Raw genomic sequence first — 13,966 nt, forward strand, 5'->3', positions numbered from 1 at the left:
ATAATTTGATCAATGTCGCGTTGTGGTTATGCAAGCGTGAACAAACTTTTTGCTAACTGTGATGCGTGTCGAAGTGTAATTGTGGGTGAATGTTAGAATACTCACAAAACCGAACAGAAACCGGCATTATGCCGTCGGAGAGAATATGACTGATTTAACTGCCAGCAGCCTGCGCGCGCTGAAACTGATGGACCTGACCACCCTGAATGATGACGACACCAATGAGAAAGTCATTGCGCTGTGCCATCAGGCGAAAACCCCGGTCGGCAACACTGCCGCGATCTGCATCTATCCGCGTTTTATCCCGATTGCGCGTAAGACCCTGAACGAGCAGGGGACGCCAGAGATCCGCATCGCTACCGTCACCAACTTCCCGCACGGTAATGACGATATCGGGATTGCGCTGGCGGAAACCCGCGCGGCCATCGCCTACGGCGCGGACGAAGTGGACGTCGTTTTCCCATACCGCGCACTGATCGCCGGTAACGAGCAGGTCGGTTTCGATCTGGTGAAAGCGTGTAAAGAGGCCTGTGCGGCGGCAAATGTGCTGCTGAAAGTGATCATCGAAACCGGTGAGCTGAAAGAGGAAGCATTAATCCGCAAAGCTTCTGAAATCTCCATCAAAGCCGGGGCTGATTTTATTAAAACGTCCACCGGTAAAGTGCCGGTCAACGCCACCCCTGAGAGCGCGCGCATCATGCTGGAAGTGATCCGCGATATGGGCGTGGAAAAAAGCGTTGGTTTTAAACCGGCGGGCGGCGTGCGCACGGCGGAAGATGCGCAGCAGTACCTGGCAATTGCCAATGAGCTGTTTGGCGCCGACTGGGCTGATGCGCGTCACTACCGCTTTGGCGCGTCCAGCCTGCTGGCGAGCCTGCTGAAAGCGCTCGGTCACGGCGACGGCAAAAGCGGCAGCGCTTACTGATGATTGCCTGATGGCGCTGCGCCATCATTAGCCATATTGCCGGGCTGTACCTGTTGCCCGGCCCTCTCTATCCTCAGGGGGTTACCTTGTTTCTCGCTCAAGAAATTATTCGTAAAAAACGCGATGGCATCGCGCTGAGTGATGAAGAAATCCGTTTCTTTATCAACGGAATTCGCGATAACACCGTTTCTGAAGGGCAAATCGCCGCGCTGGCGATGACCATTTTCTTCCACGATATGACCATGCCAGAGCGCGTCTCGCTGACCATGGCGATGCGTGATTCCGGAACCGTGCTTGACTGGAAAAGCCTCGATCTTAATGGCCCGGTAGTTGATAAACACTCCACCGGCGGCGTTGGCGATGTGACATCGTTGATGCTCGGCCCGATGGTGGCGGCCTGCGGCGGCTATATTCCGATGATCTCCGGACGCGGCCTCGGCCATACGGGCGGCACGCTCGATAAGCTGGAAGCGATTCCGGGCTTTGATATTTTCCCCTCCGACCAGCGTTTTCGCGACATCATCAAAGAGGTGGGCGTGGCGATTATCGGCCAGACCAACTCGCTGGCACCGGCGGATAAGCGCTTCTACGCCACCCGCGATATTAGCGCCACCGTTGACTCCATCCCGCTAATTACCGCCTCGATCCTCGCCAAAAAACTGGCGGAAGGGCTTGATGCGCTGGTGATGGATGTGAAGGTCGGCAGCGGGGCGTTTATGCCGACCTATGAGCGTTCCGAACAGCTGGCGGAAGCGATTGTAGGCGTTGCCAATGGTGCAGGCGTGCGCACGACCGCGCTGCTGACCGATATGAATCAGGTGCTGGCCTCCAGCGCCGGTAACGCGGTCGAAGTGCGCGAAGCGGTGCAGTTCCTGACGGGCGAATACCGCAATCCGCGTCTGTTTGAGGTGACGATGGCGCTCAGCGCCGAAATGCTCATCTCCGGCAAACTGGCGAAAGATGACGCTGACGCGCGCGCCAAATTGCAGGCGGTGCTGGATAACGGTAAAGCGGCCGAGATTTTCGGGCGCATGGTCGCCGCGCAGAAAGGCCCCCATGATTTTGTTGAGAACTACGATCGCTATTTACCAACGGCAACCCTGAGCAAAGCGGTGTACGCCGAGGATGAAGGGTTTGTCAGCGCAATGGATACCCGCGAGCTGGGTATGGCGGTGGTCTCGCTGGGCGGCGGTCGTCGTCAGGCATCCGATACCATTGATTACAGCGTTGGCTTAACCGATATGGTGCGCCTCGGTGAACAGGTTGATGGCCAACGCCCGCTCGCCATTATTCACGCCAAAGATGAAGCCAGCTGGCAGAGCGCCGCACAGGTGGTGAAAGCGGCAATAAGTGTGAGCGACCGCGCACCAAAAGAGACACCGACGGTCTATCGCCGCATTACTGAATAGCGGTATACTGATCTGATCGCTTTTTTTCAAAGCACAAGGTACGGAGAACATATGAAACGTGCATTTATCATGGTGCTGGACTCTTTCGGCATCGGCGCGACAGAAGACGCGGACCGCTTCGGCGACGCGGGTTCCGACACTCTCGGCCACATCGCTGAAGCCTGTGCGAAAGGTGAAGCAGATACCGGGCGCAAAGGTCCGCTTAATCTACCGAATCTCACTCGCCTCGGGCTTGCGAAAGCCCACGAAGGCGCAACCGGCGCGATCCCTGCCGGTATGGATGGCAACGCCGAGATCATTGGCGCGTATGCCTGGGCGCATGAACTCTCTTCCGGGAAAGATACGCCGTCAGGACACTGGGAAATCGCCGGTGTACCGGTGCTGTTCGACTGGGGCTACTTCAGCGATACCGAAAACAGTTTTCCGCAGGAGCTGCTGGATAAGCTGGTCGAGCGCGCTAACCTGCCGGGTTATCTCGGCAACTGCCACTCCTCCGGGACGGTCATTCTTGACCAGCTCGGCGAAGAGCATATGAAAACCGGCAAGCCGATTTTCTATACCTCTGCCGACTCGGTGTTCCAGATTGCCTGCCACGAAGAGACCTTTGGTCTCGATAAGCTCTATGAGCTGTGCGAAATTGCCCGTGAAGAGCTGACCGAAGGCGGCTACAACATTGGCCGCGTTATCGCGCGTCCGTTTGTGGGCGACAAAGCGGGTAACTTCCAGCGTACCGGCAACCGTCACGATCTGGCCGTTGAGCCGCCGTCCGCGACGGTGCTGCAAAAACTGGTCGAGGAGAAGGATGGGCAGGTGGTCTCCGTCGGTAAAATCGCCGATATCTATGCCAACTGTGGTATCACTAAAAAAGTGAAGGCAACCGGCCTTGACGCACTGTTTGATGCCACCATTACCGAGATGAAAGAAGCGGGTGATAAGACCATCGTCTTCACCAACTTCGTCGATTTTGACTCATCCTGGGGCCATCGTCGCGATGTCGCCGGTTATGCGGGCGGGCTGGAGCTGTTCGACCGCCGTCTGCCGGAGCTGATGGAGCTGGTGGGTGAAGATGATATCCTGATCCTTACCGCCGACCACGGCTGCGATCCGACCTGGAAAGGCACCGATCATACCCGCGAACACATTCCGGTACTGATCTACGGCCCGAAAGTAAAAGCAGGCTCGCTGGGACACCGCGAGACCTTCGCTGATATTGGTCAGACGATCGCCCGCTACTTCGGCGTCTCTGATATGGAGTATGGCAAAGCCATGTTCTGATCTTTTTGGGCGGGGTCTTTCCCGCCCTCCATTTTCTAACAAGTCAAAGGAAGCAACGATGGCAACCCCACATATCAATGCAGAAATGGGCGATTTCGCGGACGTCGTACTGATGCCGGGCGACCCGCTGCGTGCAAAGCACATCGCCGAAACGTTCCTCGAAGATTATCGTGAAGTGAACAACGTGCGCGGCATGCTGGGCTACACCGGCACCTATAAAGGCCGCAAAATCTCTGTAATGGGTCACGGTATGGGTATTCCCTCCTGCTCCATCTACACCAAAGAGCTGATCACCGATTTTGGCGTTAAAAAGATCATCCGCGTCGGCTCCTGTGGCGCCGTGCGTATGGATGTGAAACTGCGTGACATCGTCATCGGTATGGGTGCCTGCACCGACTCCAAAGTGAACCGTATGCGTTTCAAGGATCACGACTTCGCAGCGATCGCGGATTTCGACATGGTGCGTAACGCGGTTGACGCGGCGAAAAACCTTGGCGTCGATGCGCGCGTGGGTAACCTCTTCTCTGCCGATCTCTTCTACTCCCCGGATGGCGAGATGTTCGACGTGATGGAGAAGTACGGCATCCTCGGTGTTGAGATGGAAGCGGCGGGTATCTATGGCGTTGCGGCAGAGTTCGGTGCGAAAGCGCTGACTATCTGCACCGTTTCCGACCATATCCGCACCCATGAGCAGACCACCTCCGATGAGCGTCAAACTACGTTCAACGACATGATCAAAATCGCGCTGGAATCTGTCCTGCTGGGCGACAACGCGTAATTTTCCTGCCGGGCAGCGGTAAGCTTGCCCGGCATTTTACCCCTCACTATCTATTCACCAATTTTTTCATTTTCATTTTTTCCCCTTTCAAATCATAAAAATAGTGATATAAATCTATTCAAGTATCTATTCAGGTATCTATTCACTATGTCGCTTCTTTCGGATGCATTACTACAGGGTCCCCGCACAGCCGCTGATTTGCGCAGCACCTTAAAGATCAGCCAGGCGACGTTTTCACGTCTTACGGCGGCGGAGCCTCATATTCTGCAATTCGGCAAAGCGCGCGCGACGCGTTATGCCTTATTGCGCCCTGTTCGCGGTATTGAGCTATTCCCGTTGTGGCGTATTGATGAAAATGGGCGGGCCTGTAAATGGGGAGAATTACGCCCCTGCTGGCCGCAGGGAAGTTGTCTGGTGAGTATGGAGGACGGTAGCTGGCAATGGTTTGATGGCATCCCCTGGTACCTGACCGATTTACGTCCGCAGGGATTTTTAGGGCGAGCGTGGGGACGCAACATTGCTCAACAATTTGAACTCCCGGAAGATATTCGCCTGTGGCAGGAAGAAGATGTGCTTTTTGCGCTCGCCATGAGTGCGAACGAGCAGAGCGGCGGCTGGTTAATTGGCGAGGCAGGCTATCAAAAATGGATCGCGGCTTCTCCACCTGCGGCAATAACAGAAGATGAGAAGCTAAACTGCTATGCCGAGCTTGCTTTCCAGGCGCTTCAAGGAGAAATCATCGGCTCCTCCGCTGGAGGTGAACAGCCAAAATTTATGTGTTATGCGCAAACCGGTGCAGAATATGCTCACCGGCTGGTTAAGTTTACCGCTCCGCAGACCACTGAAGCTGCCGTGCGCTGGGGGGATTTATTGATTGCAGAATCCCTCGCGCTTGCTGCCCTGGCGAACGCCGGAATTGAAAGCACGCATTCCGTTGCGTTGATGGGCGAAAACCGGCAAGTATTTCTCGAAACGCGCCGCTTTGATTGTGTTGGTACAGAAGGCCGCCGCGCTATCGTCTCCCTGGAGTCACTGCAAAGTGAATTTGTTTCTTCCCCGGGCGCATGGCCAAAAGTTGTCGCCGAGTTAGTGAAACAGCGGCAAACAGATGCCGAATCGTTAACACTCACGGAGCAGATTTGGGCATTTGGGCGGCTGATTGCTAATAGTGATATGCATGCTGGTAATCTCTCCTTTTTTCTCTCAACACCACCGATGAAACTGACCCCGGTCTACGATATGTTACCGATGGCCTTTGCTCCTGCAACCGCTGGTATGATGCGGCAAGAGGCCGTTGATCTGGTTGTCGACACGCAGGTGAAGAAAGAGGCCTGGGATGTTGCTATCCCGCTGGCAAACCAGTTCTGGCAGGCTGTGGCGGACGATCTGCGCATCAGCGATGGCTTCCGTCGAATTGCATGGGATATGAGAGGGAAGGTTGAACAGGCAGCCCGCAGCGTAGACCGTATGGCGTGAGCTCTCTGGCGCTACGCGTATCAGACCTGATAAGCGCAGCGCCATCTGGCGTATTGCTTTATCGCACTGCCTGCACAATCCACGCTGACAGTTCGCGCAGCTCCTGTTGCTGCTGCGGGAAATCCACCAGTAGCGCATCGCACGCCTGCGCCAGCATATCAGCGCGATAGAGGCAGCCCTGCAAACGTGCCGCCAGCGCTTCCAGCGGTGCCGGGTTCAGGCTGTCGGTAAAGATCTGCGCGCGGGTGATGTGTCCCTTTTCGACATCAAAGTGTAGCTCCACACCACCCCAGGTAAAACGCTCATCCAGCAAATGGCTGAAGGCCGGAGCCTGGCCAAAGTTCCACTCCCAGCTGCTCTGGCGGGCAAAGGTTTCAGCAAAGTTTGGCAGGTCCGGAGTTTTGTCCGGCGAGATAATCTCTGCTTCGACACGTTCGCCATAGTGCTCAAAGAAGGCTTCGGTAACGGCGGCGCAAATCTGCTCATGGGTGATGCCAGGCAGCAGATCGACCAGATTCGCCACCCGACCGCGCACGGAGGTGATGCCTTTGGCCTGCAACTTCTTCTTATCCGGGTTGAGATAGTTCGCCAGACGGCTGAGATCGGCGTTGAGCAGCAGCGTCCCGTGGTGAAAGCCGCGATCCGGCGTTTCGCGGTAGGCCGAGCCGGAGATTTTACGATCTCCCTCGGCGGTCTTCACCACCAGGTCGTTGCGCCCGGAGGCTTCCGCGTTAATGCCCAGCGCCTGTAGCGCATTGAGCACAATGTTGGTGGAGACGGTTTTGTCATACTCCGGCTTGCCAGCCATAAAGGTAAAACAGGTATTGCCGAGATCGTGGAACACCGCGCCGCCACCGCTGCTGCGCCTTGCCAGCCGCACGTTGTCCTCTTCCATGCGGCGCGTGTTGCACTCCTTCCACGGATTCTGCGCCCGGCCAATCACCACCGTATCGGCGTTGCGCCAGAGAAACAGCACCCGCTGTGTAGCGGGCATCTGGCGGAAAATCGACTCCTCAACCGCCAGGTTAAACCACGGATCGTAAGAGTCGGAGATAAGAAGACGAAGCGTCGACATAGGCGATATCCTTGCTAAAAAATCAGGGGGCGTACGGGAAGCCGCTGCGGCTACTCTCGCTTTTCCTGCTCATCCTCTTCCGGCACCGCTTTATTGGCCGTCAGCAGGAAGGGGGACTGCTGCCAGCGGGTGCGTTTACCCTGCAACAGGGTGCGCGTCAGCACCACGCCGATCGCCAGGGAGAGCAGCAGCATCAGACGAAGAATATTGGTGGTGTTATCTACCTGTTTAGCTTCCGTCGCCAGCGTGTGGGTATCCAGCGTTAAGCGCAGGTAACCCAGCGGGCCACTTTTGCCCTGGATCGGCTCGACGATCTGCTGGTTGAAGTAAGCCCCCGCCTTTTTGCCATCCAGCGCCAGCCGGTCACGTACTTCAATACCTTCACCGGCGCGCGCCACCAGGTCGCCCTGCGCATCGTAGACGCCGGCATCGAGAATGCGGCTCTCTTCCGTCAGCGGGCCTAAGATGGCGGCTATACGTTTTTCATCGGGTGTTTCGGTGCGCATCAGCGGGGTGAGATTGATCGTCACCTGGCGCGCCAGGGTTCTTGCCAGCTCTTCAAACTGCGGATTTCGCTGGCGCTGATGCTTCTGGCTGAACCAGGAAGCACCCTGCATCAGCGCGACCAACAGCGCCAGACAGATAAGGACAATCACGGCGCGATGCAGCCGAAATTTAAGTTTTGCGCGACTCATGTGTCACCTGTTGTAAATTTGATGCTTAATGTTGCCAGAAGCGTTGATTACAAGGTAGCCTCTTGCGTTATTTTCCCCTCCGGTGCTTTCTGGCGCGAACGTTTTTACAGGAGCTTTAATGCCTAACAGTCTGACCTGGTGCGACCTGCCCGATGATGTTTCTCAGTGGCCGGGATTGCCGCTCTCTCTCAGTGGTGATGAGGTGATGCCTCTGGATTATCACGCTGGTCGCAGCGGCTGGTTGCTCTATAGCCGGAGCCTTGATAAGCAGCGTCTGACCACCTATCAGCGCAAGCTGGGTGCCGCGATGGTGATTGTTTCAGCCTGGAGCGTGGATGAGTATCAGGTGATTCGCCTGGCAGGCTCGTTGACACCGCGCGCAACGCGCCTGGCGCACGATGAGGGTATGGATGTCGCGCCGCTCGGTAAAATCCCACACCTGCGCTCGCCAGGGCTGCTGGTGATGGATATGGACTCCACCGCAATCCAGATTGAGTGCATTGATGAGATCGCCAAACTGGCCGGCACCGGCGAACAGGTTGCTGAAGTGACCGAGCGCGCAATGCGCGGTGAACTCGATTTCACCGCCAGCCTGCGCAGCCGCGTGGCTACCTTAAAAGGCGCGGATGCTGCTATCCTGCATCAGGTGCGCGAAAATCTGCCGCTGATGCCGGGTCTGGTGCAGTTGGTGTTAAAACTGGAAACTCTCGGCTGGAAAGTGGCGATCGCCTCCGGCGGCTTTACCTTCTTTGCCGACTACCTGCGCGACAAGCTGCATCTGACGGCAGCGGTAGCGAATCAGCTGGAGATCGTCGACGGGAAATTTACCGGCCAGGTGCTGGGCGATATCGTCGATGCGCAGTACAAAGCGAAAACGCTGAAGCTGCTGGCGGAAGAGTATGAGATCGCCCCGGATCAGACCGTGGCGATTGGCGATGGCGCCAACGATCTTCCGATGATTAAATCCGCTGGCCTTGGCATCGCGTTCCACGCCAAACCGACCGTGAATGAGAAGGCGGAAGTGACCATTCGTCACGCCGACCTGATGGGCGTATTTTGTATCCTTTCCGGCAGTATTAATAAGAAGTAGAGGTGAATGTGGCGAAAGCTCCAAAACGTGCGTTTGTCTGTAATGAGTGCGGCGCTGATTATCCGCGCTGGCAGGGGCAATGCAGCGCCTGTCACGCCTGGAACACCATTACCGAAGTGCGCGTGGCCGCTTCGCCAACCGTTGCGCGCAACGAGCGCCTCTCCGGCTATGCGGGCAGCGCAGGCGTGTCGAAGGTGCAAAAGCTCTCCGACATCAGCCTCGAAGCGCTGCCGCGTTTCTCCACCGGTTTTAAAGAGTTTGACCGCGTCCTCGGCGGCGGCGTGGTGCCCGGCAGCGCCATTCTGATTGGCGGTAACCCCGGCGCGGGGAAATCGACGCTGCTGTTACAGACGCTCTGCAAGCTCGCCGAGCAGATGAAAACCCTCTATGTCACCGGCGAAGAGTCACTGCAGCAGGTGGCGATGCGCGCCCACCGTTTAGGGCTGCCGACCACTAACCTGAATATGCTCTCCGAGACCAGCATCGAGCAGATCTGCATGATTGCTGAAGAGGAGAAGCCGCGCCTGATGGTGATCGACTCCATCCAGGTAATGCATATGGCGGATATCCAGTCCTCGCCCGGCAGCGTCGCGCAGGTGCGCGAAACCGCGGCGTATCTCACCCGCTTTGCCAAAACCCGCGACGTGGCGATTGTGATGGTTGGCCACGTGACGAAAGATGGTTCGCTGGCGGGGCCGAAAGTGCTGGAGCACTGTATTGACTGTTCGGTACTGCTCGATGGCGATGCCGACTCCCGCTTCCGCACGCTGCGCAGCCATAAGAACCGCTTCGGCGCGGTGAATGAACTGGGCGTTTTCGCCATGACCGAGCAGGGGCTGCGCGAAGTGAGCAACCCGTCGGCCATCTTCCTTAGCCGTGGGGATGAAGTAACCTCCGGCAGTTCGGTGATGGTGGTCTGGGAAGGAACGCGCCCGCTGCTGGTGGAGATCCAGGCACTGGTCGATCACTCCATGATGTCGAACCCGCGCCGCGTGGCGGTAGGGCTTGAGCAGAACCGGCTGGCGATTTTACTGGCAGTCCTGCACCGCCACGGCGGTTTGCAGATGTCGGACCAGGATGTGTTTGTCAATGTGGTCGGCGGGGTGAAAGTGACGGAAACCAGCGCCGACTTAGCGCTGCTGCTGGCGATGGTCTCCAGCCTGCGCGATCGCCCGCTGCCGCAGGATTTGGTGGTGTTCGGCGAAGTCGGGCTGGCCGGTGAGATCCGCCCGGTGCCAAGCGGCCAGGAGCGTATCTCGGAGGCGGCGAAGCACGGTTTTCGCCGGGCGATTGTTCCGGCGGCAAACGTGCCGAAAAAGGCGCCGGAAGGCATGCAGATCTTTGGCGTGAAGAAGCTCGCCGATGCGCTAAGCGTCTTTGACGACTTATAATTGGCTTATCACATTTGCAGGAGGCAACGATGTCGTCATTCGACTACTTAAAAACCGCCATTCGCCAGAAGGGCTGCACGTTGCAGCAGGTCGCGGATGCCAGCGGCATGACCAAAGGCTACTTAAGCCAGCTGCTGAATGCCAAAATCAAAAGCCCCAGCGCGCAAAAGCTGGAGGCGCTGCACCGTTTCCTCGGGCTGGATTTTCCGCGTCGCGAGAAAAATATCGGCGTGGTGTTCGGCAAGTTTTACCCGCTGCACACCGGCCATATCTACCTGATCCAGCGCGCCTGTAGCCAGGTTGACGAGCTGCATATCATCCTCGGTTATGATGAAACCCGCGACCGCGCGCTGTTTGAAGAGAGCGCGATGTCGCAGCAGCCGACGGTGAGCGACCGCCTGCGCTGGCTGCTGCAAACCTTTAAGTACCAGAAAAATATCCGCATCCATGCGTTCAATGAAGAGGGGATGGAGCCCTATCCTCACGGTTGGGACGTCTGGAGCAATGGCATCAAAGCCTTTATGGCGGAAAAGGGCATTACGCCGAACTGGATCTACACCTCTGAGGCCGCGGATGCGCCGCAATATTTGCAGCATCTCGGCACGGAAGCGGTGCTGGTCGATCCCGAGCGCACCTTTATGAACATCAGCGGTTCACAAATTCGTGAAAACCCGTTCCGCTACTGGGAGTACATTCCGACGGAAGTGAAGCCCTTCTTTGTGCGCACCGTGGCGATCCTTGGCGGGGAGTCGAGCGGGAAGTCGACGCTGGTGAACAAGCTTGCCAATATCTTCAACACCACCAGCGCCTGGGAGTTTGGCCGTGATTACGTCTTCTCCCATCTCGGCGGGGATGAGATTGCGCTGCAATATTCCGACTACGACAAAATCGCCCTCGGCCATGCGCAATACATTGATTTCGCGGTGAAGTACGCCAATAAAGTTGCCTTTATCGATACCGACTTTGTCACCACGCAGGCTTTCTGTAAAAAGTATGAGGGGCGCGAGCACCCCTTTGTGCAGGCGCTGATCGATGAGTATCGCTTCGATCTGGTGATCCTGCTGGAAAACAACACGCCGTGGATCAACGACGGCTTGCGCAGCCTCGGCAGCTCTGTCGATCGCCGTGAGTTTCAGGATCTGCTGGTCTCGATGCTGGAAGCGAATAATATCGACTATGTTCGTGTTGAAGAGGCCGATTATGACTCACGCTTCCTGCAATGTGTTGACCTGGTAAAACAGCTGATGGGCGCGTAGAGCGCTCTCTCTGGCCGGTCTGGCGCATGCGCTCTCCGGCCAGAAACAGCGCAGATGAGAGAGCGTTTTCCAGCGCATATGCACCTGCGCCAGCGCGGCAATCGAGCGCAGGTTCACCTTCCGCAGCAGATTGTATTTGTGAGTGCTCAGGGTCTTGCTACCCAGTTCGCCATAATCAAAAATCCCGTTTTGATATTCACTGTTCATCACATACGTCAGCAGCGCCCGCTCTTTGCGCGTGAGAGGCAGTGATGGCGGCGTATATTTGCGCTGCCGCCAGGGTCGGTATTTCAGCTGAAGCGGTAACGCTTTTATGGCGATGCGCTTTTCAATTTTATAAAAGGGCTGTAATAAAAAATGCTCGAAGCACTGGTCGCCAGACATAATCGTTTTTAACGTCGGCAGCGTGGTAATAATCAGAAAGTGATTATCAAAATCGACGATAACGTCCTCTTCGGCAAGATTAAATAGCCCCTGATCAAACAGCGCCCGCAGACCGCATGCCAGGAAGCGATCGTCCGTAATGATGTGCATGAGAGGGCTCCGTTTACTGCCTGTTGCGAGGAAGCAAAATGGTAGCGACTGGCTGTAGCGTTATTCAAGATGCGGCTTTTTTAGCAAAGGCTAAAACAGATATTCTGCCGATATTTATTGCGCAGTTATTTCTGCTGTCGATTAGTTCTGTTTGATGCAGTTTGTTTTTATTTTATTTCTATGGCGAATATAACGAGGTAGCTTATTCGACCGGAATAATAGAAAAACAAAAATACTTTTTTAGCGTGGGAAAAAAGAGGAATTTGCTGAGGGTTTGCGGAAAAAAGTGAGCGAATGGGTTTCCCCATTCGCTCTGCTTATTACTTGGTAATACGTTTGTACTTGATACGCTTCGGCTCCAGCGCTTCGGCGCCCAGCGTGCGTTTCTTGTACTCTTCGTATTCGGTGAAGTTACCTTCGAAGAACTCCACGTTGCCCTCATCCTGGTAATCCAGAATGTGGGTGGCGATACGGTCAAGGAACCAGCGGTCATGCGAGATAACCATCGCGCAGCCCGGGAACTCCAGCAGGGCGTTTTCCAGCGCGCGCAGGGTTTCGATATCCAGGTCGTTGGTCGGTTCATCGAGCAGCAGCATGTTGCCGCCAACCTGCAGCAGCTTCGCCAGATGCAGACGACCGCGCTCACCGCCGGAGAGTTCGCCAACGCGTTTGCCCTGGTCGGTGCCTTTGAAGTTAAAGCGGCCAACGTAGGCGCGGCTTGGCATTTCGGTGTTGCCGATACGCATGATATCCAGCCCGCCGGAGACTTCTTCCCAGACGGTCTTGTTGTTATCCATTGCGTCACGGAACTGGTCAACAGAGGCCAGTTTCACCGTTTCACCGAGGGTGATCGTACCGGCATCAGGCTGCTCCTGACCGGACATCATGCGGAACAGCGTCGATTTACCGGCGCCGTTCGGGCCGATGATGCCAACGATGGCCCCTTTCGGTACGGAGAAGGAGAGGTTATCGATCAGCTGGCGATCGCCGTAGGCTTTGCACAGGTTGCTGACTTCAACCACTTTATCGCCCAGACGTGCGCCTGGCGGAATAAAGAGTTCGTTGGTCTCGTTACGTTTCTGGTACTCGGTGCTGTTAAGTTCTTCAAAGCGAGCCAGACGGGCTTTGCCCTTCGACTGACGGCCTTTCGCGCCCTGGCGAACCCACTCCAGCTCTTTCTCAATGGATTTACGGCGAGCCGCTTCCTGAGAGGCTTCCTGCGCCAGACGCTGATCTTTCTGCTCCAGCCACGAGGAGTAGTTGCCTTCCCACGGAATACCTTCACCGCGGTCAAGCTCCAGGATCCAGCCCGCAACGTTATCGAGGAAGTAACGGTCGTGGGTAATCGCCACTACGGTACCTTCGAAGTCGTGCAGGAAGCGTTCCAGCCAGGCAACGGATTCGGCATCCAGGTGGTTGGTAGGTTCGTCGAGCAGCAGCATGTCCGGCTTTTCCAGCAGCAGACGGCACAGCGCGACGCGGCGGCGTTCACCCCCGGAGAGATTGGCGATTTTCGCATCCCAGTCCGGCAGACGCAGCGCATCGGCGGCGCGCTCAAGCTGCACGTTCAGGTTGTGACCGTCGTGCGCCTGGATAATCTCTTCCAGCTTGCCCTGCTCAGCGGCGAGCTTGTCGAAATCCGCCTCCGGCTCAGCGTAGAGGGCGTAAACTTCATCCAGACGTTTCAGCGCGTTAACCACTTCAGAAAGGGCTTCTTCAACCGATTCACGAACCGTCTGCTCAGGATTGAGCTGCGGCTCCTGCGGCAGGTAACCGATTTTAATACCCGGTTGCGCGCGCGCTTCCCCTTCGATGTCGGTATCAATACCGGCCATGATGCGCAGCAGCGTCGATTTACCGGCACCGTTAAGGCCGAGTACGCCGATCTTTGCGCCGGGGAAGAAACTGAGGGAGATATTTTTCAGAATATGACGTTTCGGCGGAACAACTTTGCCGACACGGTGCATGGTATATACGAATTGAGCCACGGTGGACTTCGCCTCTTTGTTATGAGTAGTGCATTTAACAGCGGAGTGTAGCCGTTTTCGCGCGCTAATCCCAG

General features: G+C 56.3%; 12 protein-coding genes. 8 read left to right on the plus strand and 4 right to left on the minus strand.

The window, feature by feature from the left end:
• Window positions 1-145 precede the first annotated feature (145 nt).
• The 5 genes from deoC (at window position 146) to yjjJ (ending at window position 5,863) form a co-directional block, all read left to right on the plus strand.
• Window positions 146-925 carry a deoxyribose-phosphate aldolase gene (gene deoC, locus ACWPW2_RS02090; RefSeq protein WP_454121480.1) on the plus strand — a complete coding sequence of 260 codons (780 nt, stop codon included), beginning with the start codon at window positions 146-148 and terminating at the stop codon, window positions 923-925.
• Window positions 926-1,011: 86 nt separating this feature from the next.
• Window positions 1,012-2,334, plus strand: a complete 1,323-nt coding sequence (gene deoA / locus ACWPW2_RS02095) for a thymidine phosphorylase (RefSeq protein WP_454121481.1) — start codon at window positions 1,012-1,014, stop codon at window positions 2,332-2,334.
• Window positions 2,335-2,385: 51 nt separating this feature from the next.
• Window positions 2,386-3,609: a phosphopentomutase gene (gene deoB / locus ACWPW2_RS02100; RefSeq protein WP_076768937.1), complete on the plus strand. Its 1,224-nt coding sequence runs from the start codon at window positions 2,386-2,388 to the stop codon at window positions 3,607-3,609.
• 58 nt (window positions 3,610-3,667) lie between these two features.
• Window positions 3,668-4,387 carry a purine-nucleoside phosphorylase gene (gene deoD / locus ACWPW2_RS02105; protein WP_023480392.1) on the plus strand — a complete coding sequence of 240 codons (720 nt, stop codon included), beginning with the start codon at window positions 3,668-3,670 and terminating at the stop codon, window positions 4,385-4,387.
• Window positions 4,388-4,534: 147 nt separating this feature from the next.
• The gene (yjjJ, locus tag ACWPW2_RS02110; protein WP_454121484.1) at window positions 4,535-5,863 is read left to right on the plus strand and encodes a type II toxin-antitoxin system HipA family toxin YjjJ; all 1,329 of its coding nucleotides are present in this window, start codon (window positions 4,535-4,537) and stop codon (window positions 5,861-5,863) included.
• 58 nt (window positions 5,864-5,921) lie between these two features.
• On the opposite strand, the gene lplA is transcribed toward yjjJ, so the two are convergent.
• A complete protein-coding gene (lplA, locus tag ACWPW2_RS02115) occupies window positions 5,922-6,938 on the minus strand; it encodes a lipoate--protein ligase LplA (RefSeq protein WP_454121485.1) in 1,017 nt (338 codons plus the stop codon).
• 50 nt (window positions 6,939-6,988) lie between these two features.
• Window positions 6,989-7,633 (minus strand): YtjB family periplasmic protein, encoded by a 645-nt coding sequence (locus ACWPW2_RS02120; RefSeq protein WP_023480449.1) that lies wholly within the window; start codon window positions 7,631-7,633, stop codon window positions 6,989-6,991.
• A gap of 118 nt (window positions 7,634-7,751) precedes the next feature.
• On the opposite strand from ACWPW2_RS02120, the gene serB reads away from it, so the two are divergent.
• From serB to nadR, 3 genes are read left to right on the plus strand one after another with little or no spacing between them, the layout of a single operon-like run.
• A complete protein-coding gene (serB, locus tag ACWPW2_RS02125) occupies window positions 7,752-8,723 on the plus strand; it encodes a phosphoserine phosphatase (RefSeq protein ID WP_042716000.1) in 972 nt (323 codons plus the stop codon).
• An 8-nt stretch (window positions 8,724-8,731) separates the two neighbouring features.
• Entirely contained in the window at window positions 8,732-10,114 is a 1,383-nt protein-coding gene (gene radA / locus ACWPW2_RS02130; protein ID WP_023480209.1) for a DNA repair protein RadA, read from the plus strand.
• A 29-nt stretch (window positions 10,115-10,143) separates the two neighbouring features.
• Window positions 10,144-11,370, plus strand: coding sequence for a multifunctional transcriptional regulator/nicotinamide-nucleotide adenylyltransferase/ribosylnicotinamide kinase NadR (gene nadR, locus ACWPW2_RS02135; RefSeq protein WP_023480307.1), 1,227 nt, complete (start codon window positions 10,144-10,146; stop codon window positions 11,368-11,370).
• On the opposite strand, the gene ACWPW2_RS02140 is transcribed toward nadR, so the two are convergent.
• Together ACWPW2_RS02140 and ettA are read right to left on the minus strand one after the other, a co-directional pair.
• Entirely contained in the window at window positions 11,320-11,904 is a 585-nt protein-coding gene (locus ACWPW2_RS02140) for a LuxR C-terminal-related transcriptional regulator (RefSeq protein ID WP_023480289.1), read from the minus strand. The two genes, nadR and ACWPW2_RS02140, sit on opposite strands and share 51 nt — an antisense overlap.
• Before the next feature lie 320 nt (window positions 11,905-12,224).
• Window positions 12,225-13,892, minus strand: a complete 1,668-nt coding sequence (gene ettA, locus ACWPW2_RS02145; RefSeq protein ID WP_279793646.1) for an energy-dependent translational throttle protein EttA — start codon at window positions 13,890-13,892, stop codon at window positions 12,225-12,227.
• Window positions 13,893-13,966 lie beyond the last annotated feature (74 nt).

Source organism: Kosakonia sp. Marseille-Q7440, from assembly GCF_965119485.1.

Bases quoted from the DNA above. Each gene is read 5' to 3' on its own strand.
- nadR (WP_023480307.1), top strand. From the start codon at position 10,144: ATGTCGTCATTCGACTACTTAAAAACCGCCATTCGCCAGAAGGGCTGC.
- ACWPW2_RS02140 (WP_023480289.1), bottom strand. From the start codon at position 11,904: ATGCACATCATTACGGACGATCGCTTCCTGGCATGCGGTCTGCGGGCG.
- lplA (WP_454121485.1), bottom strand. From the start codon at position 6,938: ATGTCGACGCTTCGTCTTCTTATCTCCGACTCTTACGATCCGTGGTTT.
- serB (WP_042716000.1), top strand. From the start codon at position 7,752: ATGCCTAACAGTCTGACCTGGTGCGACCTGCCCGATGATGTTTCTCAG.
- deoD (WP_023480392.1), top strand. From the start codon at position 3,668: ATGGCAACCCCACATATCAATGCAGAAATGGGCGATTTCGCGGACGTC.
- ACWPW2_RS02120 (WP_023480449.1), bottom strand. From the start codon at position 7,633: ATGAGTCGCGCAAAACTTAAATTTCGGCTGCATCGCGCCGTGATTGTC.
- deoB (WP_076768937.1), top strand. From the start codon at position 2,386: ATGAAACGTGCATTTATCATGGTGCTGGACTCTTTCGGCATCGGCGCG.
- yjjJ (WP_454121484.1), top strand. From the start codon at position 4,535: ATGTCGCTTCTTTCGGATGCATTACTACAGGGTCCCCGCACAGCCGCT.
- deoC (WP_454121480.1), top strand. From the start codon at position 146: ATGACTGATTTAACTGCCAGCAGCCTGCGCGCGCTGAAACTGATGGAC.